The 21424-nt window shown below is 72.0% G+C and carries 20 protein-coding genes and 1 pseudogene; 11 read left to right on the plus strand and 10 right to left on the minus strand.

Features of this window, described 5'->3' with window-relative positions:
* Positions 1-10: 10 nt before the first annotated feature.
* Positions 11-130: a DLW-39 family protein gene (locus ACTMTF_RS37575; protein ID WP_211264163.1), complete on the minus strand. Its 120-nt coding sequence runs from the start codon at positions 128-130 to the stop codon at positions 11-13.
* Between the two features lie 427 nt (positions 131-557).
* Between ACTMTF_RS37575 and ACTMTF_RS37580 the strand changes: the two genes are divergently transcribed.
* Genes ACTMTF_RS37580 through ACTMTF_RS37590 form a run of 3 tightly spaced genes read left to right on the plus strand, consistent with a single transcriptional unit; the run spans position 558 to position 4024 of the window.
* Positions 558-770 (plus strand): heavy-metal-associated domain-containing protein, encoded by a 213-nt coding sequence (locus tag ACTMTF_RS37580; RefSeq protein ID WP_441114932.1) that lies wholly within the window; start codon positions 558-560, stop codon positions 768-770.
* Positions 767-1783, plus strand: a complete 1017-nt coding sequence (locus ACTMTF_RS37585) for a hypothetical protein (RefSeq protein WP_441114933.1) — start codon at positions 767-769, stop codon at positions 1781-1783. The genes ACTMTF_RS37580 and ACTMTF_RS37585 overlap by 4 nt, the downstream gene beginning before the upstream one ends.
* A 36-nt stretch (positions 1784-1819) precedes the next feature.
* Positions 1820-4024: a heavy metal translocating P-type ATPase gene (locus ACTMTF_RS37590; protein ID WP_441114934.1), complete on the plus strand. Its 2205-nt coding sequence runs from the start codon at positions 1820-1822 to the stop codon at positions 4022-4024.
* A 10-nt stretch (positions 4025-4034) separates the two neighbouring features.
* Here the strand turns inward: ACTMTF_RS37590 and ACTMTF_RS37595 are convergent, their stop codons facing one another.
* Positions 4035-4484, minus strand: a complete 450-nt coding sequence (locus tag ACTMTF_RS37595; RefSeq protein WP_441114935.1) for a carboxymuconolactone decarboxylase family protein — start codon at positions 4482-4484, stop codon at positions 4035-4037.
* Positions 4485-4553: 69 nt separating this feature from the next.
* Here ACTMTF_RS37595 and pdxR point away from each other — a divergent pair, with 69 nt between their 5' ends.
* The gene (gene pdxR, locus ACTMTF_RS37600; RefSeq protein WP_441114936.1) at positions 4554-6044 is read left to right on the plus strand and encodes a MocR-like pyridoxine biosynthesis transcription factor PdxR; all 1491 of its coding nucleotides are present in this window, start codon (positions 4554-4556) and stop codon (positions 6042-6044) included.
* On the opposite strand, the gene ACTMTF_RS37605 is transcribed toward pdxR, so the two are convergent.
* Together ACTMTF_RS37605 and ACTMTF_RS37610 are read right to left on the minus strand one after the other, a co-directional pair.
* Entirely contained in the window at positions 5997-6548 is a 552-nt protein-coding gene (locus ACTMTF_RS37605; RefSeq protein WP_397013537.1) for a universal stress protein, read from the minus strand. The two genes, pdxR and ACTMTF_RS37605, sit on opposite strands and share 48 nt — an antisense overlap.
* Positions 6549-6632: 84 nt before the next feature.
* Entirely contained in the window at positions 6633-7403 is a 771-nt protein-coding gene (locus tag ACTMTF_RS37610) for a hypothetical protein (protein ID WP_441114937.1), read from the minus strand.
* Between the two features lie 168 nt (positions 7404-7571).
* Between ACTMTF_RS37610 and ACTMTF_RS37615 the strand changes: the two are divergent.
* Positions 7572-8885, plus strand: a pseudogene (locus ACTMTF_RS37615) (MFS transporter); the annotation flags it as partial.
* Between the two features lie 103 nt (positions 8886-8988).
* On the opposite strand, the gene ACTMTF_RS37620 reads toward ACTMTF_RS37615, so the two are convergent.
* Positions 8989-9597 carry a TetR/AcrR family transcriptional regulator gene (locus ACTMTF_RS37620; RefSeq protein ID WP_441114938.1) on the minus strand — a complete coding sequence of 203 codons (609 nt, stop codon included), beginning with the start codon at positions 9595-9597 and terminating at the stop codon, positions 8989-8991.
* Positions 9598-9739: 142 nt separating this feature from the next.
* Here ACTMTF_RS37620 and ACTMTF_RS37625 point away from each other — a divergent pair, with 142 nt between their 5' ends.
* The 4 genes from ACTMTF_RS37625 (at position 9740) to ACTMTF_RS37640 (ending at position 14406) form a co-directional block, all read left to right on the plus strand.
* A complete protein-coding gene (locus ACTMTF_RS37625; RefSeq protein WP_441114939.1) occupies positions 9740-10282 on the plus strand; it encodes an MFS transporter in 543 nt (180 codons plus the stop codon).
* 60 nt (positions 10283-10342) lie between these two features.
* A complete protein-coding gene (locus ACTMTF_RS37630; RefSeq protein WP_441114940.1) occupies positions 10343-10906 on the plus strand; it encodes a copper chaperone PCu(A)C in 564 nt (187 codons plus the stop codon).
* Positions 10906-12048, plus strand: a complete 1143-nt coding sequence (locus tag ACTMTF_RS37635; protein ID WP_441114941.1) for a Dyp-type peroxidase — start codon at positions 10906-10908, stop codon at positions 12046-12048. Before ACTMTF_RS37630 ends, ACTMTF_RS37635 begins: the two co-directional genes overlap by 1 nt.
* A gap of 75 nt (positions 12049-12123) precedes the next feature.
* On the plus strand, positions 12124-14406 hold the full coding sequence (locus ACTMTF_RS37640; protein ID WP_441114942.1) for a xanthine dehydrogenase family protein molybdopterin-binding subunit: 2283 nt from the start codon (positions 12124-12126) through the stop codon (positions 14404-14406).
* Between the two features lie 43 nt (positions 14407-14449).
* Here the strand turns inward: ACTMTF_RS37640 and ACTMTF_RS37645 are convergent, their stop codons facing one another.
* From ACTMTF_RS37645 to ACTMTF_RS37660, 4 genes are read right to left on the minus strand one after another with little or no spacing between them, the layout of a single operon-like run.
* Complete coding sequence (locus tag ACTMTF_RS37645) at positions 14450-15673, minus strand: ABC transporter permease (protein ID WP_441114943.1); 1224 nt, start codon at positions 15671-15673, stop codon at positions 14450-14452.
* On the minus strand, positions 15673-16464 hold the full coding sequence (locus ACTMTF_RS37650) for an ABC transporter ATP-binding protein (RefSeq protein ID WP_441114944.1): 792 nt from the start codon (positions 16462-16464) through the stop codon (positions 15673-15675). The genes ACTMTF_RS37645 and ACTMTF_RS37650 overlap by 1 nt, the downstream gene beginning before the upstream one ends.
* Positions 16461-17576, minus strand: a complete 1116-nt coding sequence (locus ACTMTF_RS37655) for a peptidoglycan-binding protein (RefSeq protein ID WP_441114945.1) — start codon at positions 17574-17576, stop codon at positions 16461-16463. Before ACTMTF_RS37655 ends, ACTMTF_RS37650 begins: the two co-directional genes overlap by 4 nt.
* The gene (locus ACTMTF_RS37660; protein ID WP_441114946.1) at positions 17576-18070 is read right to left on the minus strand and encodes a hypothetical protein; all 495 of its coding nucleotides are present in this window, start codon (positions 18068-18070) and stop codon (positions 17576-17578) included. Before ACTMTF_RS37660 ends, ACTMTF_RS37655 begins: the two co-directional genes overlap by 1 nt.
* Positions 18071-18222: 152 nt before the next feature.
* Between ACTMTF_RS37660 and ACTMTF_RS37665 the strand changes: the two genes are divergently transcribed.
* Positions 18223-18879 (plus strand): response regulator transcription factor, encoded by a 657-nt coding sequence (locus tag ACTMTF_RS37665; RefSeq protein ID WP_397013519.1) that lies wholly within the window; start codon positions 18223-18225, stop codon positions 18877-18879.
* The gene (locus tag ACTMTF_RS37670) at positions 18876-20114 is read left to right on the plus strand and encodes a sensor histidine kinase (protein WP_441114947.1); all 1239 of its coding nucleotides are present in this window, start codon (positions 18876-18878) and stop codon (positions 20112-20114) included. Before ACTMTF_RS37665 ends, ACTMTF_RS37670 begins: the two co-directional genes overlap by 4 nt.
* On the opposite strand, the gene ACTMTF_RS37675 is transcribed toward ACTMTF_RS37670, so the two are convergent.
* A complete protein-coding gene (locus ACTMTF_RS37675; RefSeq protein WP_397013515.1) occupies positions 20111-21403 on the minus strand; it encodes an ABC transporter substrate-binding protein in 1293 nt (430 codons plus the stop codon). The two genes, ACTMTF_RS37670 and ACTMTF_RS37675, sit on opposite strands and share 4 nt — an antisense overlap.
* Positions 21404-21424 lie beyond the last annotated feature (21 nt).

Here is a 21424-nt window from a genome sequence, read left to right on the forward strand (position 1 = left end):
CGCCGGTCGGTTAGTTCTCGCTACCGGTGGCCTCGGTCCAGAGATCGAGCTCGGCGCGGTCAGCCTGCACCTTACGCCAGACCAGCAACCCCCCAAGGGCGACCAGCGCCAGAACAAGCAGCTTCTTCACGGTGTGACCCCACTTCTTCGACGGTCTCACCTGCCGGGGTGAGACCCAACGGTTGACAAGCAGCCTAGCAAGGGATGGCTGCGGTCCTTGTGTTTGCCAGAACCAGATGTACGGATTGTTCGAGGAACGGGCCATCCGTCCCAGGTGGGACAGCATGCGCCCGGCCCCTCTTGGATCATGCCGCATGTTGCGGCCGAGTGCGCGCGCCAGGTGTGTGGACATACCCCCTCTCGGTATGTTAAGTTCCCCACAAGTACCCCCTAGGGGTATATGTGACAGCCTGGGCAAGCTGGGAGATTGATCCCCGCACCTCTTCTGGCCGTACAAGGAAGGGAAGGGCGGCGTTTCCCGGCCCGGGAGAATACCCTAGGGGGGTACGGTGTTAGACTGGATAGATCAAGAATACGACCCCGTGAAGGAGCCACCCATGAGCACCGCCACCTACACCGTCAAGGGCATGACCTGCGGCCACTGCGTGAGCTCGGTCAAGGAGGAGGTCGCCGAGGTCGCGGGCGTCACCTCCGTCGAGGTGGACCTGGCGAGCGGCGCGCTGACCGTGGTGAGCGAGAGCCCTGTCGACCAGGCGCGGATCAGCGCCGCGGTGGAGGAGGCCGGCTACGAGCTGGCCGGCGCCTCATGAACACGGCCGTACGCCTCGGGCTGTACGGCGCCGGACTGGCAGTGATCTTCGCCGGGGCGCTGGGGGCGGGAAACGCGCTGGGTCAGGCCGGGCCCGCCACGGGCCCGGCCGGCCAGGCCACGGCAAGCCCTACAAACCATGCCGACATGGCCGCGCCCGCCACGGCGAGCCCGACAGGGCACGCCGACATGACGTCACCAGCGGCCGACGACACAGCCCACGAGCCCACGCAGGACGCCGGGCACACCGACGATCACGGCGAGGCAGCACACAACGAGAGCGATACCCCCGGGGGGCTCCAAGTGTCCCAGAACGGCTACACCCTTACCCCGCTGACCAAGCCAGCGACCGGCAAGGCCGCCGACTTCCGCTTCAACGTCACCGGCCCCGACGGCAAGCCCGTCACCGAGTACGACGTCGAGCACGACAAGAAGCTCCACTTCATCGTCGCCTCCCGCGACCTGACCAGCTTCCAGCACCTGCACCCGACGCTCGGCGCGGACGGCGTCTGGTCGGTCAAGCTGGAGCTGCCCGAGCCCGGCGCCTACCGCGCCTTCGCCGACTTCGCCCCCACGGGCGCCGACAAGCTGACGCTCGGCGTGGACCTGCAGGCCCCCGGCGACTACGAACCGAAGGCTCTGCCGCAGGCTGGCCGCACCGCCAAGGTGGGCGACTACACGGTGACCCTCGACGGGGACCTGGAGCCGGGCCACTCGAGCAAGCTCACGCTGAAGGTCACCAAGGACGGCAAGCCGGTCAAGGACCTGCAGCCCTACCTGGGCGCCTACGGCCACCTGGTGGCGCTGCGCGCGGGCGACCTGGCCTACCTGCACGTCCACCCGGACGGCGAGCCGGGCGACGGCAGGACCACCGCGGGGCCGGAGATCACGTTCTACGCCGAGGTGCCCAGCGTGGGCGACTACCGTCTGTTCCTGGACTTCCAGCACGACGGCGAAGTCCGTACGGCGAGCTTCACGGCGACGGCCGAGCAAGCGCCCGCCCACACCCACTGAGCCAAGAGGAACACGGGACGAGGGAAAGGAGAGGTGATGTCTTCCCTCATCGAGGAAAAGGCCGTCGAGCTCACGATCGGTGGCATGACGTGCGCGTCCTGCGCCAACCGCATCGAGCGCAAGCTCAACAAGCTCGAAGGCGTGACGGCGACGGTCAACTACGCGACAGAGAAGGCGAAGGTCACCTTCCCGGACGACCTCGACCCCCAGGAATTGGTCGCCGAGGTGGAGAAGGCCGGCTACTCGGCCGAGCTCCCCGCCCCGCCGCGCACCGGCGATCCACAGCCTGTGGACAAACCTGACAACGGACTGCGTGACCGGCTGATCACGGCGGTGGTGCTGAGCGTGCCCGTGGTCGCGATGGCGATGATTCCCGCGCTGCAGTTCACGTACTGGCAGTGGTTGTCGCTGACGCTGGCGGCGCCGGTGGTGGTGTACGCGGGCTGGCCGTTCCACAAGGCCGCCTGGACCAACCTGCGGCACGGCACGGCGACGATGGACACGCTGGTCTCGATGGGCACGCTGGCCGCGCTCGGCTGGTCGCTGTGGGCGCTGTTCTTCGGTACGGCCGGAGTTCCTGGCATGTCGCACCCGTTCGAGCTGACGATCCAGCGGACCGACGGCTCCGGCAACATCTATCTGGAGGCCGCGGCGGGGGTGACGGCGTTCATCCTGGCCGGGCGTTACTTCGAGTCGCGGTCGAAGCGGCAGGCGGGGGCGGCTCTGCGGGCGCTGATGGAGCTGGGCGTCAAGGACGTCGAGCTGGCCGACGGCCGACGGGTGTCCATCGACTCGCTGGAGCCGGGCGACACGTTCGTCGTACGGCCTGGTGAGAAGGTCGCCACCGACGGCGTGATCGAGGAGGGCACCTCCGCCATCGACGCCTCGATGCTCACCGGCGAGTCGGTGCCGGTGGAGGTGAGCCCGGGCGATGCCGTGGTCGGCGCGACCGTCAACGCGGGCGGGCGGCTGCTCGTGCGCGCCACCCGGGTGGGCGGCGACACCCAGCTCGCCCAGATGGCCAGGCTGGTGGAGGAGGCGCAGACGGGCAAGGCGGCCGTCCAGCGGCTGGCCGACCGGATCTCCGGCATCTTCGTGCCGATCGTGATCGGCCTGGCCGTCGCCACGCTCGGGTTCTGGCTCGGCACCGGCAACGGCGCGGGCGCGGCCTTCACCGCCGCGGTCGCCGTGCTGATCATCGCCTGCCCGTGCGCCCTCGGCCTGGCGACCCCCACGGCGCTGCTGGTCGGCACCGGCAGGGGCGCCCAGCTCGGCATCCTGATCAAGGGACCGGAGGCGCTGGAGTCCACGCGCAGGATCGACACGATCGTGCTGGACAAGACCGGCACGGTCACCGAAGGCCGGATGACGCTCGTCGGCGTGCACCTGGCCGAGGGCGAGGACCGCGACGAGGTGCTCAGGCTGGCCGGTGCGCTGGAGCACGCCTCCGAGCACCCGATCGCCCGCGCCATCGCCAAGGCGGCCGGGTCCACGGCCACGGTCGAGGACTTCGCGAACGTCGAAGGGCTCGGCGTGCAGGGAGTGGTCGACGGCCACGCGGTGCTGGTCGGACGGCCGAAGCTGCTGCGGGAGTGGTCGCAGCACCTGCCGGCCGAGCTTGCGGACGAGCTGGCGCGGGAGCAGGCCGCCGGGCACACCGCCGTCGCCGTGGGGTGGGACGGCCGGGCGCGCGCGTTGCTGGTCGTGGCCGACGTGATCAAGGGCACCAGCAAGGAGGCGATCGAGCGGCTGCGCGCCCTCGGGCTCACTCCGGTGCTGCTGACCGGTGACAACGAGGCGGTCGCCAGGACCGTGGCGGCCGAGGTCGGCATCGACGAGGTCATCGCCGAGGTGCTGCCCGCCGACAAGGTGGACGTGGTCAAGCGGCTGCAGGCCGAGGGCAAGGTGGTGGCCATGGTGGGCGACGGCGTCAACGACGCCGCCGCGCTGGCCCAGGCCGATCTGGGGCTGGCCATGGGCACCGGCACCGACGCGGCCATCGAGGCGTCCGACCTCACGCTGGTCCGCGGCGACCTGCGGGTGGCGGCCGACGCCCTGCGGCTGTCGCGCAGGACGCTGGCCACGATCAAGGGCAACCTGTTCTGGGCCTTCGCCTACAACGTGGCCGCCCTGCCGCTGGCCGCCGCGGGGCTGCTCAACCCGATGATCGCGGGTGCCGCGATGGCGTTCTCCAGCGTCTTCGTGGTGAGCAACAGCCTGCGGCTGCGGGCCTTCAAGTGAACGGGGCCGGTCAGGCCTCGTAGGACTCCGGGGTCATCCTGGTGGCCACGCCCATGCGGTTCCACGCGTTGATGGTGGCCAGGGCGACCACCAGGGCGGCCAGTTCCTCCTCGGTGAAGTGCTCGGCGGCCCGCTGCCAGATCTCGTCGGTCACGTCGCCGGTGGACAGCCTGGTCGCGGCCTCGGTGAAGGCCAGGGCCGCGCGCTCCTGGGCGGTGAAGAAGGGGGCCTCCTGCCACACCGCCACGGCGTACAGCCTCGCGTCGCTCTCGCCCGCCCGCTTGGCGTCCGAGCTGTGCGAGTCCACGCAGTACACGCAGCCGTTGATCTGGCTGGCGCGCAGCCGTACCAGCTCCAGCAGCGGCTTGGGCAGGGTGCTCGCGCTCACGAACCGGTCGAGTCCGGCCATGGCCCGGTAGGCGTCGCCGGCCAGCTTGCCGAGGTTCATTCGTTCTGTCATGCCGCCCCACGCTAGGCCGAAGCTTGTCCCGATATAAGCTCCAATTTCCGGCGAAATGATTGGGCCAAGATGGACGTACACGTGACCTTGTCGGGGCGGGGCGACCTGACGGCGCAGATCTACCGCCAGCTCCTGGAGGCCGTCCTCGACGGGCGGCTCAGGTCCGGCGAACGGCTGCCGCCGACGCGTGAGCTGGCCCGGCGGCTGGACGTCTCACGCAACACCGTCGCCGTCGCCTACGACCGGCTGGTCGCCGACGGCTTCCTGGTCGGCCGCGCGGGCGCGGGCACGTTCGTGTCGGCCGAGCCGGTGCGCGGCCGAGCCGCCCCCAAGGGCGTCGTACGCCCCCGCGCCGTGTGGGAGGACATCACCGGCCCCACCGCCAGCGTCTCCCCCACCCCCGGCACGAACCACCCGGACGCGCCGTACATCCCCGGCGCCGCCCACCCCGACGCGCCGTACGGGTCGAGAGCTCGGCGGGCCGCGTACGACTTCCGCGTCGGCGTGCCCGACGCGGGGCTGTTCCCGATGGAGAGCTGGCGTCGGCTGGTGAACCGCGAGTTGCGGCGCGGCGCCGGGGGCTACGGCGACCCGTCGGGGCACGAGGGCCTGCGGGAGGCCATCGCCCGGCACATCGGCGTCAGCCGGTCGGTGCGCGCCGGCGCCGGGGACGTGCTCATCACCAACGGCGCGCAGCAGGCGCTCGACCTGGTGGGCCGGGTGCTGATCGAGCCCGGCGCCTGCGTGGCCGTGGAGGAGCCCGGTTACCCGCCCGCGCGGCTGCTGTTCCGCTCGCTCGGCGCGCGGGTCGTCGGGGTGCCCGTGGACGGGGAGGGACTGGACGTCTCCGCCCTTCCCGGTGCGGCACGGCTGGTGTACGTCACGCCGTCGCACCAGTTCCCGCTGGGCACGCCGATGTCACTGGGCCGTCGGGCGGCGTTGCTGGCGTGGGCCGAGCGGCGGAACGCGGTGGTGATCGAGGACGACTACGACAGCGAGTTCCGCTTCGGCGAGCGCCCGCTGGAGCCGCTGCAGAGCCTGGACCGGGCCGGCCGGGTGATCTACGTGGGCTCCTTCTCCAAGACCCTGCTGCCCATGCTCAGGCTCGGTTTCCTGGTCGCCCCGGCCTCGCTCGGGCCCGCACTGACCGCCGCCAAGCGGATCTCCGACTGGCACGGCGAGCTGCCGACGCAGGCCGCGCTGGCCCGGTTCATCGACGAGGGCCTGCTGGCCAGGCACATCAGGAAGGCCACCCGCGTGTACGCCGCCCGGCACGCGCTGATCGCCGACACCCTGTCCGGCGAGGACCGGCTGCGCGTGGTGCCCTCCGCGGCAGGCCTGCACCTGTGCGCCCGGCTCGCGCCCGGGGTCACGGTACGGCAGCGACCCGGCCTCGGCGTCGAGCGGCTCGACGCCTACTGCGGCGAGAGCCCGGCCCAGCCCGGCCTGGTCATCGGCTACGGCGCGATCGAGCAGAGCGCCATCCCCGGCGGCCTCGAACTGCTGAGAAGGTCACTGGTAGTGCCCGCGACCCCAGAACCGCCGGCCCCGCTCACCTGACAGCTGCGGGTCGTCCGGCGGCACCGGCTGACGCACGATCACCACCGTGGCTCGCGCGTGGCGCGCGCAGTACATGGACGTGGAGGGCAGGAACAGGCGGCTGACCAGCCCGCGCCGCCCCCGGCCGAGCACCAGCAGGTCGCCCTCGCGCGCCAGGTCGACGAGGTGATACCCGGGATCGCCGACCCGCGATACCGCGGCGGTGGTGAGGTCGTCGGGCATCCCGCCCGCCACGTCCTCGAACACCCTGGCCACCACCTCGCCGCCGCGAGCCTCCTCCCCCTGCCTGATGGCCTGCTGCACGGGCAGCGCCTCAGGGAAGGGATGCACGGGCGCCCGGCTGACGTGCACCGCGACCAGCGCCATGCGGTGCAGCCGCGCCGCGCCGATGGCCCAGGCCAGCGCCCAGCGCGCGGCCGGAGACTCGTCCACTCCCACGATCAACCGCGCACCACCGGGCAGGTCCTGATCCACCACACTCTCCTCGTAGAGGTACTTGACCATAGTGCGCTCCTCTGATGGTTACCGGGAGGTGGCAGTTTGCGAACTATGCCCAAGTCGTAGTCGCACCGTGCTCTGATCGCCGCCTCACGCCAGGCGAAGCAGCCCGCCGTACATGAACGCACGCTCCGACTCCGTGAGGTTTCTGTACGGCCGGGCGGCGCGCTGGTTCGTCCGGGATTCGATGCGTTCGCGTGCCGGGCCGGGCTTCAGGGCGACGATTTCGGCCACCGACAGGCCCGCCTCCTGCCAGGCCGCGGCATGCGCGTCCGCGCGGTGGTAGCGGAGGGCGGCGAGCCGGTTGAACAGCAGCACGCCTGGCGGGGTGCCCTGCGGCTCGTACGGAGGCACCACCACCGCGAACGCGCCGCCCCCAGCCTCCCCCGAGCGACCGGACCCGGGGCGGCCGGGCGTGGCTTCGAGGTGGTCCTGCTGGGCCTGGGTGAGGACTTGGGCGGTGAGGGCGGCGAGGGCGGGGACGTCGGGACCGGGCCAGACTCGCTCGACGGCGGCGGCGTGGAGCGCGTACAGGCGCTGGATGGTCGCCAGGCCGCGATCCGTCGCGTGCAGCAGGCCGTCTGGGGCCTCGGACAGGGTGCCCTGCTTCAGGTGGTCCTGGATGGCGCTCTCGCGTTCGGCCGCGGTGGCGTACCTGTAGACGGCGGCGAGCCCGGCGCGGGTGAGGGGGCGGAGCGGGAGGGTGAAGCGGAGGTCGTTCAGGAAGCCGGGGGACGGGTCCGGCGCTCCGGCGAGCTGTTCGCGGACCGCGCGGGCAGCGGCGTGCACGTTGACGTGAACCGCGTCGATGACCGGCGCGATGTCCGCCGCATACGTCGAGAGGTCAGGAAATTTCGGCATTGCGGGTCATTATGCCGCCGGTCCGTAGCCGATCCGTGGGAAACCGTAACCGTCCGCTCCGAGGGTGAGGTCAACCGATTCCGGGCTCGCGGTGTTCATCCACCGCCCCCGTCCTCACCCTCAGGAGACCTCGTGCCCGTCCCGAACCGCTGGTGGGCGCTGCCCGTCGTGCTGGTCGCCGTCTTCATGACCACGCTCGACTTCTTCATCGCCAACGTCGCCGTCCCGTCGATCCGCGCCGGGCTGGGAGCCGACGCGGCGGCCGGGCAGTTGGTCATCGCCGGGTACGGGCTGGCGTACGCCACCGCGCTGATCATCTCCGGCCGGCTCGGGGACCTGTACGGGCCGCGTCGCGTCTTCGTGATCGGTCTGGCCCTGTTCGCGCTGGCCTCCGCGGCCTGTGGCGCGGCGCCGTCCCCGGGGGTGCTGGTGCTCGCCAGAGTGGCGCAGGGCATCGCGGCGGCGCTGCTCGGGCCGCAGGTGCTGACCCTGCTCGGCGTGCTGTACCCAGGCGCGCACCGGTCCCGGGCCTTCGGCTGGTACGGCACCACCGTCGGCCTGGCCGGCGTCAGCGGCCAGGCGATCGGCGGGCTGCTGATCGCAGCCGACCCGTGGGGGCTGGGCTGGCGAGCCTGCTTCCTGGTGAACGTCCCCCTCGCCCTGACGGCCCTGGCCCTGGTCCCCCGCGTCCTCCCGACGACCGGCGCGGCGGTCCCCCGCGTCCGCCGGAGAGCTCGGCTGGATCTTGCCGGGGCGGGGCTGGTGGCGGCGGGGCTGGTCGCCGTCGTGCTGCCGCTGACCCTGGGGCGTGAGTACGGGTGGGCGCTGTGGACCTGGGTGTCCTTCGGCGCCGCGGTTCCCCTCCTGGCCGCCTTCGTCAGGCGGCAGCGCAGGCTGACGGTGACGGGTGGGGAGCCGCTGCTGGATCTGGTCGTGCTCAGGGAGCCGGGGTTCGCCGCGGGATTACCCGCGATCGCGCTGCTCTTCGGCACCTCGGCGGGGCTGTCGTTCGTGCTGGCGCTGTATCTGCAGGACGGGGCCGGACTCAGCGCCCTGGCGGCCGGGGTGCTGGGCACGGCGCTCAACGCAGGATTCTTCGTGACCTCCCTGCGGACCGGGCTGCTGGTGGAGCGGTACGGCAGGCGGGTGCCCGTGTCCGGGGCGCTCACCCTGCTGCTCGGGCTGGGCCTGCTGCACCAGGTGATCGGCGCCGCACCCTACTGGTCGGCCGTCGCCCTCGTCGTGGCCGGGGGCGGGATGGGGTTGCTCATGTCGCCGCTGATCTCCGGCGCGCTGGCCGGCGTACGACCGGAGCGGTCGGGGGCGGCGGCCGGCGTGCTCGGCACCGTACAGGAAGGCGGAGGCGTGCTCGGCGGCACGGTCACCGGGGCGGTGCTCCTCGGCTCCCTGGGCGACGGCTGGCCGGCCGCCGCCCAGGCGGGCCTGACCGTCCTGCTGGTGTGCGTGCTCGCGATCCTGGCCGTGCTGATCCTGGCCGTGCTTGATCCTTCCGTACTGAATCCTTTCGTGCTGAATCCTTTCGTGCTCAGCCTGAAGGACGGCGGTGGCCGGGAGCGTGGACGGGTCACGCCTGGGGGTGCTTCATGGCGCCGTGCAGGAACACGTCGACGAGGTCCGGCACCGGGAGGTCGCTCGGCGTGGCCCCGCGCTTCTGGGTGTACAGCAGCGACAGGAAGATCGTGGCTATCTGGTCGGGCGGGAGGCGGAGCGACTCCGCGTCGGGCTCGATCAGGTCGGTCACCGCGTCGCTGATCAGCCGCATGGAGGCCTCCCGTCCGCCCGGCTGCGGGCGCTCCCGCTGCCGGCCCCGGCCGTGGCCGCCGGCGTGCAGGGCGCCCAGCACGGTGCCGACACGCTCCAGATGGGCGGCGAGCGCGTCGACGGTCTCCGCCAGTCTGCTCGCGAGCGGCTGGTGGAGGGGGATGGAGGCGATCTCCTTGACCACGTGGTCCGGCTGGATCGCCTCGGCCATGCACGCGTCCAACAGCTCCTCCTTGTCGGTGAACACCCGGAAGATGGTGGCCTCGCCGATGGCGGCGGCCCTGGCGATCTGGCTGGTCGTCACGGCCGTGCCGTACTCGGCGACCAGGGGGAGGGCGGCGGCGACGATCATGGCGCGCCGCTCCTCGGGGCTCATTCCCGGCGCTCTGCGCCGTGGCGGTGTGTCGCTCATACCGACCACAGTAAGGAGTGAGTACTCACTCCGTCAATAGGCAGAGTGAGTGCTCACTCCGATCGATGTGCGGAGGATTAGGCGGGTTCGGAAAGGGGGCGGTGGTGCGGCGTGTCATGATGTCGGCATCGTGACCCCGAGCATGCCGTTTCGCCTTCTTCGCACCATGGTGTTCGCCGTGGTGTGCCTTGGGCTGGGCGCGGGCGCGCATGTCTTCGGCGGCGGGACGGTGTCCGGGGACGCCATGGTGGCCGCGTTCTGGATGGCCGCCTGTGCCGCGTTCCCGGTGGCGGGGCGCGAGCGGACCGTGCACGCCATTCTGCCGCTGCTGGGCGGGCTCCAGCTCGCCCTGCACCTGCTGTTCTCGCTGTCGCATGCCGGCTCTCCCGGCCAGGCCGTCGCGCACGCCGTGCACGGTTCCGGCGGGCTGGTGCCGGATCTCGGGATGCTGGTCGCGCACTCCTGGGCGACGCTGCTGACCGCGCTGTGGCTGGCGCGCGGAGAGGCCCTGCTCTGGGCGCTGCTGCGCCGGCTGGCCGTACGGCTGCTCGCCGTGCTGCTGCCGCCGGTGCCCGAGACGCCCTTCTTCGCCGGAGCCGTGGCCGAGCCGCCGGTGCTGCGGTCGGCCGTGCTGCGGCACGTGCTCAGCAGGCGGGGACCGCCGATGGTCGTCGAAACCAGCTGACCCTTTTCGACGACCCACGCCTGCGGGGATACTTCGCCGCGGGCGCAGAAAGGCATGTTCATGTACTCCCGTCCTGTGATTCTGCTCGCCGCCGCCGCCGTCGTGGCGCTGAGCGGGTGCGGCTCCACCACCGACACAGCCGACACCACCGACACCGCTACCACGACCCGGTCGACCGCCGCCGCTGAGGCCCGGCCGCCTGCCGCCGCCGCGACGACCGCCGCGGGACTCTCCATCACCGATCCCTGGGTGAAGACGGCCGAGAAGGGGATGACTGCCGCCTTCGGCACCCTGGTCAACAACACCGACGCCGAGGTGACGATCGTCTCCGGCGCGTCCCCGCTGTCTCCGAAGATCGAGCTGCACGAAGTGGTGGACTCCGACGGCAAGATGATCATGAGGCCCAAGGAGGGCGGCTTCGTCATTCCCGCGCGCGGCACCCACGAGCTGCGGCCCGGCGGCGACCACATCATGCTGATGGGGGTCGCCGAGGTGGTGAAGCCGGGCGCGCACATCCCGTTCACGCTGACGGTCAAGGGCGGGCAGCCCTTGGAGTTCACCGCCGTGGGCAAGGACTTCGCCGGAGGCAAGGAGGACTACCAGCCCGGCATGGGGCACGAGTGATGGCCGGTCGGATCACCAGAAGAGGGCTGATCACCGGGGGCGCCGTCACCGCGGCGGGCGCGCTGGTTCCCGCCGCGAGCACCACCGCCACCGGGCCTGCCGTGGAGCCGTTCCACGGCGTGCACCAGGCGGGGGTCGCCACGACTCCGCAGGCGCACGCGGTCTTCGTGGCCTTCGACCTGCTGCCGGACACCGGGAAGGAGGCGCTCGGCCGGCTGCTGCGGCTGCTGACCGATGACGCGCGCCGCCTCACCCAGGGGCGGCCCGCCCTGGCCGACACCGAGCCGGAGCTGGCCACGGACCCGGCCCGGCTGACCGTGACGTTCGGTTTCGGGCCGGGGCTGTTCGCCGCGGCGAAGGTGGACTCTCCGGTCCGGCCGCTGCCCGCGTTCGAGACGGACAAGCTGCGCGAGGAGTGGAACGGCGGGGATCTGCTGGTGCAGATCTGCGCCGACGACGCACTCACCGTGGCGCACGCGCTGCGGATGATCGTCAAGGACACGCGGTCCTTCGCCCGGGTGCGCTGGACCCAGCGGGGCTTTCGCCGCAGTGCCCATCTGGGGACACCCGGACACACCCAGCGCAACCTGATGGGCCAGCTCGACGGCACGGTCAACCCGACCGATCTCGACCGTGCCGTATGGATCGGTCAGGGGCCCGCCTGGCTGCGCGGCGGCACCACGCTGGTGTTGCGGCGCATCCGGATGGAGCTGGAGTCGTGGGACGCGGCCGACCGGGTGGCCAGGGAGTTCACCGTCGGGCGGCGGCTGGACACGGGGGCTCCCCTGACCGGCCGGGCCGAGCGCGACGAGCCGGACTTCGAGCGGCTCAACGGGCTCGGCTTCCCGGTCATCTCCGAGTTCGCCCACATCAGGCGGGCGCGGACGGCCGATCCTGCCGCCCGGATCCTGCGGCGTCCGTACAACTATGACGAGGGCCTGTCCAAGGACGGCACGTCGGACTCGGGGTTGCTGTTCGCCTCCTACCAGGCGGACGTGGAGCGGCAGTTCGTCCCCGTTCAGCGTCGGCTGGCCGAGGGGGATCTGCTCAACGAGTGGGTGACGGCGATCGGCTCGGCCGTCTTCGCCATCCCGCCGGGCTGCGCGCCCGACGGGTGGATCGGCGACGGCCTGCTGGCCTGAGCCGAACGTCCATGGGCCGCACGGTCACCGTGCGGCTCATGGACGCAGGCTCTCATCGCGCACAGAATCGAGGTCATGGCTGACCACGCGTACGTAGGTTCCAGGACTCCCCGTCTAGAGGACGCCCGGCTCCTGGCCGGACGTGGACGATATGTCGGCAACATCCGGCTGCCCGGCATGGCGTACGCCGTCGTGGTGCGCAGCCCGATCGCGCACGGGCGGCTCGTGGCGTGCGACACCAAGGCGGCGCGGGCCGCCGACGGCGTGCTCGACGTCATCACCCCGGCGGACGTGGCCGGGGTCCGGCTCCCCTGTGCCGGGCTGTCGCCGGGGCAGCGGCTGGCGGCCTATCCGGTGCTGGAGGAGGCGATCCGGTACGTGGGCCAGCCGGTCGCGGTCGTCGTGGCCGCCACTCCGGAAGCCGCCGGGGACGCCGCCGACCTGGTCGACCTGGAGTTCGACCAGCGGCCCGCGGTCGTCGGCGTGGAGCGCGCGCTGGCCGCCGACGCCACGCTGCTCTACCCCGAGTGGGACACGAACGTGGTCACCGACTTCCCGATGGGAGACGACTGCGAGGAGGCGATCGGGGCCGCCGAGCATGTGGTCGAGATGACGTTCAGGCTGGGCCGCGTCTCGCCGTACCCGATGGAGACGCGCGGGGTCGTGGCCTCCTACGACGGCGAGGAGCTGACGATCAGAATCTCCACGCAGGCCGCGCACAACGTGCGCGAGCACGCGGCGGACGCGCTGGGGCTCGGTCACGACCGGGTACGGGTGATCGGCGCGGACGTCGGCGGCGGGTTCGGGGCGAAGGAGCACCTCTATCCGGACGAGCTGCTCGCCTGCCTGGCCTCGGTGCGGCTGGGGCGACCGGTGAGCTGGACGGAGTCACCCGGCGACCGGCTGGTGGCCAGCCTGCCGTCGCGGGCCGCCGTGCACCGAGGGCGGCTGGCGCTGGACGGGGATGGCCGGTTCGTGGCGCTGCACGCCGACATCGTGGCCGATCTCGGGGCGCATCCCTCCAACGTGGGCGCGGGGCCGGCCGCGGTGACGGCCACGCTGCTGCCGGGACCGTACCGGTTCGACCGGGCGGGGGCCCGGGTGCGCGGCGTGGTCACCACGACCACGCCGACCGGCTCCTATCGCGGGTACGGCCAGCCGGAGGCCGCCTGGACCAGGGAGCGGCTGGTCGACGAGGCCGCGCGGCGGCTCGGGCTGGACCCGGTCGAGCTGCGGCTGCGCAACATGCTGCGGCCCGAGGACCTGCCCTGCGGGAACCGGATCTGGCTGACGTACGACTCGGGCGACTATCCGAGGGCGCTGCGCACGCTGCGGGAGCTGGTGACGCCGCCGAGCGGGGACGACGGGCGCAGGAGGGGCGTGGGCTACTCCTGCCATGTGGAGAGCACCGGCATGGGACCGTCCATGGGCCTGAAGGCGTCGGGCATCCAGGAAGGCGGCTACGAGGCCGCGCTGCTGCGGATGAACTCCGACGGGTCGGTGGTGGTGTCGACCGGGTTGTCCGGGATCGGGCAGGGCATCGAGACCGCGCTGGCGCAGATCGCCGCCGACCGGGTGGGGGTGCCGATGGAACGGGTCCGGGTGGTGCTGGGGGACACCGCGTCGACGCCGTACTCGCCGGTGGGGTCCATCGCCAGCCGGGCCCTCGCGGTCGGCGGCGCGGCCCTCGGCGAGGCGGCCACCCGGCTGCACGACAAGATCATCGCCCTCGCGGCGCACCGGCTCGAAGCGGCCCCCGGTGACCTGGAGATCGTCGCGTCCGCCGTACAGGTCAAGGGGGATCCGCAGACGGCGCTGCCGCTGCGGGAGATCGCCACGTCGGCGTGGCGCGGCTGGGACCTGCCGGACGGCTTCTCCCCCGGCCTGGAGGAACGGGCGACGTACGACCCGGCCGACTACACCTACGCCTACGGCGCGCACGCGGCGGCCGTCGCCGTCGACCCGGAGACCGGCGCGGTGGAGCTGGAGGGGTACTGGGTGGTCAACGACTGCGGTGTGCAGGTGAACCCGGACATCGTCGAAGGGCAGATCCGGGGCGGGGTGGCGCAGGGCATCGGCATGGCGCTGACCGAGGAGGTCGGCTACGCCGAGGACGGGCAGCCGGTCGTCGACTACCTGCCGCCCACCGCGCACGAGGTGCCCGAGGTGCGGATCGTCTCCCTGGTGACGCCCTCGCCGATCACGCCGGGCGGCATGAAGGGCGTCGGCGAGGCGGGCACGATCGGCCCACCGGCCGCCATCGGCAACGCGGTCGCCGCCGCCGTACCGGAGATCGCGGATCGGATCACCGACACGCCCCTCGCCCCGCAGACCCTCTGGCGACTGCTGGGCGAGTGATCGGGTCTGTCATGCCCCGTGCGCGGGGCATGACAGACCGGTGCTACGTGGTGGCCAGGGCCTCGGTCGGGGAGAGGCGGGAGGCTCTGACGGCCGGGTAGAGGCCGGCGATGACGCCGATCAGCAGGGTCGCCGCCAGGCCGGCCGCCGTGGCTTCGGCGGGGATCACCGCCTGCCAGCCCTTGACGTAGGCGTAGCCGATGGTGACGCCGGCGCCGATGAGGACGCCGCCCGCGCCGCCCATCGCTGACAGCAGCAGCGACTCGGCGAGGAACTGCGTGCGGATCTGACCCCGGGTGGCGCCCAGTGAGCGGCGCAGGCCGATCTCCGAGCGCCGTTCCAGCACCGAGATGACCATGGTGTTGGCCACCCCGACGCCGCCGACGATCAGCGCCACCGCGCCGACGCCGAGCAGCAGCGCGGTGAACGCCTGGTCGGTTGCCTGCTTGGCGGCGAGCGCGTCCGAGGGGCGGGACACGTCGACCTCGTTGGGCGCCTCCGGGTTCGCGGTGCCGGGCAGCACGTCGCGGACAGCTTCCATCTGCCGCTCGTCGGCGCGGGTGAACAGGGTGGTGGGGTGTCCGTCGAAGTCCAGCACCCGCTCCGCCACCGGCCAGCCGACCATCGCCCCGGTGTCGAGGTCGGCGGCCAGCGCCACCGGGGCCAGGATGCCGACGACGGTGAACCGCTCGCCTCCGATCACCACCTGGGTGTCAGGGCCCGCCGTGGTCACGCCGAGCCGCTCGGCGGCGGTCGAGCCGAGCACCACGGCCGGGTAGGTCTGGGTGGCCTCGGTCAGCCAGGCGCCGCTGCGCACGGTCGCGCCCACGGAGTCGAGCAGGTCGAGGCGGGCGGCGTAGGTGGAGATGCCGCCGGTCTGGGCCTGGGGGATCTGCTCGGAGCGGAAGACCTTGGCGTCCTCGATGTACGCGGTGGCCGAGACAGATTCCACCGGGCCGATCCGCTCGATCATCGCCTCGGCGTCCACCGGCATCTTCGCCTCCTCACCGGTGATCGTCTGCCCGGCGGAGACGGTGAGCAGGTTGGTGCCCAGTGCGGAGAGCTGCCGGTCCAGCTCGGCGCCCGAGGACGAGGAGATGCCGACCACGCCGATCATCGCCGCGATGCCGATGGCGATGCCGAGTGCCGACAGGAAGGCGCGCATGGGACGGGTGCGCAGGCCGACGGCGCCGACCCGCAGCACGTCGCGCGGGCCCATCCGGGGCGGCGACAGCCTGGGCCGGTCCAGGTGATCGACGGCCGCCATCACGCCGCCCCGGACCGAGCACGCTCAACGGCCGCCCAAGAGGAGTCCGCGCCATCCCCACCAGTCGCCGAGTCCGCGACGCCTCCATTAGTCGCCGAGTCCGCGACGCCCCCATTAGTCGCCGAGTCCGCGACGATACGCCCGTCGCGCATCGACACCTGCCGGGGCAGGCCGGCGGCGATCTCCCGGTCGTGCGTGATGATCAGGACGGTGGTGCCCGAGGCGTGCAGGTCGTGCAGCAGCTCCATCACGCCGGCGCCCGAGACCGAGTCCAGGGCGCCGGTCGGCTCGTCGGCCAGCAGCAGCGGCGGGTCGCCGGACACCGCCCTGGCGATGGCGACGCGCTGCCGCTCACCGCCGGACAGCTCGTGCGGCTCGTGGTCGATCCGGTGCCCGAGGCCGACCCGTTCCAGCGCGACCCGGGCCCGGCGGCGCCGCTCGGCCGGCCCGAGGCCGGCGTAGAGCAGGCCGTCGGCCACGTTGTCCAGCGCCGGGACGTTCGCGGCCAGATGGAACTGCTGGAAGACGAACCCGATCCGGGTCCCCCGCAGCGCGGACAGCTGGTTGTCCGACAGGGCGGAGACGTCGTAGCCGTCGATGCGCACGGTCCCCGACGTGGGGCGGTCCAGCGTGCCGATGGTGTTGAGCATCGTGGACTTGCCCGAGCCGGACGGCCCGACGATGGCGGCCATCTCGCCCCGCGCGATCTCCAGCGTGACCGACGCCAGCGCGGTGACGCCACCGGGATAGACCTTGCTCACCTGCGACAGCGCGATCATGGGGTGGGTCATTTCACGGTCCCCACGGTCATGCCCTCGGCCAGCCCGTCGCCGCTGATCTCGACCCGGCCGCCGGAGAACAACCCCGCCTCCACCGCGACGTACCGGGTGCCGGCGCCCTCGACGACCTCGACGCCGAAGCCGCCCTCGCGCAGCGCCACGAGGGAGACGATCGGCACGGTGAGCACGTCCTCGCGCTTGGCCGCGGTGAAGGTCACGTCCACCGAGGCCTGGTCCAGCCCGGCGGTCGCCTTGCGCGCCTTGGCGCTGATGGCGATGAGCGCCTCGACCTTGGTCTCCGGCTCCTCGTTGCCCTCCCCCGGCACGATGACCGTGGCCACTTCAGTGATCTTGCCGGTCACGTCCTCGCCGTCGGGCAGGGTGACCGACACCCGCGCCCCCTGCTTGGCCAGCCGCTGGTCCTCCGCGTCCAGCCGCACGGTGACGACCTTGGTGGTGCCGGTGTGGGACAGCACCTTCTGGCCGGGCGCGGCCGGCTGGCCGACCTGGCTCTCCAGGGTGTCGACGCGCACCTTGCCGTCGGCGAACACGACCCGGCCGAGCTCGACGACCCCGGTCTCCTCCAGGCCCTGATCGTCCTGCCACTCCATGACCGCCTCGGCTGTGGCCCAGGTGTACTCGTCGTCCACGGTGAAGCCGGTGTAGCCGAGCTCGCTGAGGTTGCGTTCCAGGTTGCGCACGTCCCGGCCCTCCGTGCCGGTCCTCAGGTCCCGGTACGCGGGCGTCCCGCCGTACATGAGCACCACCGGATCGTTGTCGATCTTGTAGAGCGCCTTGCCGCGGGTGATCTGGTCGCCGCTGCCGGGCAGCCAGGTGATCGTGCCGGGCTTGCGGCTGACCGCCGTGGTCGCGGGTCCGTAGCCGAGCTCTCCGTCCGCGTCCAGTGTGTCCTCCAGGGTCTCCTTGGCGATCTGGGTGGTGGCGGGAGGCAGCACGGCGGCGGCGCTCGGCGTCGCGCCACCGCCCTTCAGCAGCCCCGCGTTGCTCGCCGCCACGAGTGCCGCGCCGGCCAGGGCCACCACGGCGAGCAGCCCGACGATCTTCCTCCCGCGCCTGCGGGGGCGGCGCCCGGAGACCTTCTCGTCCAGGGTGGCCGAGGCCATCAAGAACCTCCGAGGTCGAACTGGCACTTCTTCTGGGCCGCCGGGAAGTCGGGGTCGTCGGCGACCTTCTTGGTCATGCGCATGGTGTTGCCCTCAGGGTCGGGGAACTCCTCCACGCCGTTGTCCCGCATGCACTTGGCGAGGGTGCGCATCCGCTCGCCGTTCTGGGGGTTGCCCGCCCCGTCGCCGCCCGACGGCTGCCACTCCTTGCAGGCCTCCCTGGCCTTGTCCATGGCCCCCTCGGAGCCCGGGCCCATCGTCATCCTGACGCCCTGGCCGGGCTTGGGGTCGGGCACGTCGACGCCGTTCTCGCGCATGCACTGCGCCCACTTGAGGCCCCGATCCTCCCTGCTGAGGCTCGGCGCGGCGGAGCCGCCGGTGGTCGGCCGCGCGCCGTCGGCCGACGCCACGTCGGCGCCTCCTTCGCCGCCCGAGCCGCATCCGGCCAGGGCCAGCGCGAGCAACGCGGTCACGCCGAGGATTCGTCCTCGCATCGGTGTTCTCCTCGTCCAGCGGCCGGTCCTGTCCCGGCCGTCGGGACAGATGCAACCGAAGGAGCGGTTTCCTCACGGTTTCCATGAGCGCTAACAGCGAACAAACAGGACATGCGCCACCATCGGCCCCAGGTCAAGGGAGGGCACTGGTCATGCGGGTTCTGGTGGTCGAGGACGAGCCGATGCTCGCCGACGCGATAGCCGAGTGGCTGCGCGAGGAGACACACGCGGTGGACACCGCGAACGACGGCGGGGCGGCACTGCGGCGGCTCGCGGTCAACGACTACGACATCGTGATCCTGGATCGCGACCTGCCGATCGTGCACGGTGACGACGTCTGCCGGGAACTGGTGGCGTCCGAATCCACCGCGCGGGTGCTGATGCTCACCGCCGCCGGGGAGATCGGCGACCGGGTGACCGGGCTGTCGCTGGGCGCCGACGACTACCTCGCCAAGCCGTTCGCCTTCGCCGAGCTCGCCGCCCGCGTGCACGCCCTGGGCCGCCGCTGCCGGCCGGCCGCGCCGCCGGTGCTGCGGCGCGCCGGGCTCACGCTCGACCCGGCCCGCCGCGAGGTCTTCCGGGGAGAGCGGTACGTCCCGCTGTCGAAGAAGGAGTTCGCCGTGCTGGCCGAGCTGATGCGGGCGGAGGGCGCGGTGGTCTCCACCGAGCAGCTGCTGGAGAAGGCGTGGGACGAGAACGCCGACCCGTTCACCGGCGTGGTCCGCCTCACCGTGCTCAAACTGCGCCGCAAGCTCGGCGATCCGCCGGTCGTGCTGACCGTGCAGGGGACGGGGTACCGGATCCCGTGAAGACGCCGCTCACCCTGCGGGCCCGGCTGACCCTGGTCTACGGCGCCCTGTTCCTCGTCGCGGGGATGATGCTCATCGGCGTCTCCTACCTGCTGTTCAACCAGGAGCTCACCCGGCTCTTCGACAACAAGTACGGCTCCGGGCGTGTCCTCAGGCTGCACACTCAGGGCACTGTGCTCACCCTCGGCCAGGCTCAGCAGCTGATGGAGGATCAGCAGCGGCTCCTGGAGCAGCAGGAGCTGGACCTGCGCGCGGCGGCGGTCACCTCACTGCTCGTCCAGGGGACGGTCGCGGTGGTCGTGGTGGGCGGCGCGGCGATCGGCCTGGGCTGGATCATCTCCGGCCGGGTGCTCGCCCCTCTGCACAGGGTGACCGCCACGGCCCGGCGGATCGCCGCCGCGCCGATGGCCGAGCGCGGCCTGCACGAACGGATCGCGCTGGTCGGCCGGCACGACGAGGTCAAGGAGCTGGCGGACACCTTCGACACCATGGTCGAGCGGCTGGACCACTCCTTCGACGGGCAGCGCAGGTTCGTCGCCAACGCCTCGCACGAGCTGCGCACGCCGCTGACGCTCAACCGGGCGCTGGTCGAGCTGGCCATGCACCGGCGCACCGCCTCCCCGGACGTGAAGCAGCTCGGCGAGAGCCTGCTGGAGATCAACGCCCGGCACGAGCGGCTCATCTCCGGCCTGTTGCTTCTGGCGCGCGCCGAGCACGAGATCGCCGACCGGTCGCCGGTGGACCTGGCCGACGTGGTCTCGCACGTCGTCTCGCAGGTCACGGCGGAGGCCGAGGCGGAGAACGTCACCGTACGGGAGCAGGCGTTCCCCGCCCCCACCAACGGCGACGCGATGCTGCTCGAACGGCTGGTGCTGAACCTGGTCGAGAACGGCATCCGGCACAACGTCGACGACGGCACCGGCTGGGTGCGCGTCACCAGCAGGACCGTGGCGGGCGGGCAGGTCACGGTCACGGTCAGCAACACCGGGCCCGCCGTCCCGCCGTACGACGTCCCCGAGCTGTTCAAGCCGTTCCGCCGGCTCAACGCCGACCGGCTGGTCACCGGCAAGAGCGCGGGACTGGGGCTGTCCATCGTCCGCTCGGTGGCGCGGGCGCACGGCGGCGACGTGGTCGCCCGCCCGCGCGACGGCGGCGGCCTGGAGGTGACGGCCTACCTGCCCCCCGCCCGGCCCCGGCCCGAAGTGTTCACGGGCCGGGGAGACGACCTCGGCTAGCCGGCGATCTCCGTGCCGAGTTCCTTGAGGAAGCCCTCGGCGGCCTGCGCGGGGGTCTGCCGCTCGAACAGCACGTCCTGCGTGTAGCGCTGCAGGATCTTCTGCGCGCCGCCGCCACCGGGCGGCGGGGCGGTCGGCACCGAGCCGAGCTCGTCGGCGATGTCCTCGATGTAGGCCTGCGCGAGCTGCTCGCCGGCCGGCAGCTTGTCGGTGATCGCGGCCCGGACCTTGGTGTTGGGCTGCACACCGCGGTCGGACAGGATGATGTCGCCGGCCTCGGTGGTGTTGGCGAGGAAGTTGACGAACTTCGCCGCCTCCGCCGGGTGCTCGGTGCGCGACGACACCGACCAGAACATCGACGCCTTGTAGTAGTTGCCGTTCTCCGTCGCCTTGCCGGTGACGCTGGGCAGGCGCAGCAGCTTCATCTCCTTGCCGCTGGCCTTGCTGACCGCGTTGAGCTGGTTGGTCCACCAGTAGCCCATGGCGACCTTGTTGGTGGCCAGCATCGACTGGTCCAGCGGCGCGATCATGTCCTGCGTGGTCGCGTCGGCGCTCGGCAGCGCCTTGGCCTTCTGCAGGTCCAGCAGGTTCTGGTACCACGAGGTGACGGTCGGGACGGTCACGCCGAGCTTGCCGTCGGGGGTGTAGAGGGCCTCGCCGTGCTGCCTGGCCCAGACCGAGAGCCCGGCCTCGTCGTTGCCGTACGCCTGGGAGCCGAACACGCCGTCGGACGACTTCTCGGTGATCTGCGCCGCGATCTTGGCGTACTCCTCCCACGTCCACTTCGTGTCGTCGGGCATCTTCACGCCCGCGGCCTCGAACAGGGAGGGGTTGGCCAGGATCGCGTAGGCGTTGACGCCCGCGTTCAGGCCGTACAGCTTGCCGTCGACGTCACCCGCGCCCAGCGACGCCGGCTCGATGTCCGCCGTCTGCACGTCCTTCTGGGTCTTGAGGTCCAGCAGGGCGCCGCGGTCGGCGTACTCGCGCAGGTAACGCTCGTCCATCTGGATGATGTCCGGGGCGTCGTTGGCGGCGACGGTGGTGGCCAGCTTGTCCCAGTAGCCGTTCCACTCGCCGTACTCGCCCTTGACGACGATGTTCGGGTTGGCCTTCTGGAACGCGTCGATCGCCTTCTGTGTCACCTGGTGCCGGATGTCCGATCCCCACCAGGTGAAGCGGAGCTCGACCTTGCCGTCGGCGGTCTCGCCGCCTGATCCGCCGCCGCACGCGGCCGTGGCCGCGAGAAGCAGTCCGGCCACCGCGAGCCGGGCTAGGGTTCCTGACCGCATCTGAGCACGTCCTTTCTTGGA

The sequence above is a fragment of the Nonomuraea sp. ZG12 genome (assembly GCF_052068115.1).
GTDB lineage: Bacteria > Actinomycetota > Actinomycetes > Streptosporangiales > Streptosporangiaceae > Nonomuraea.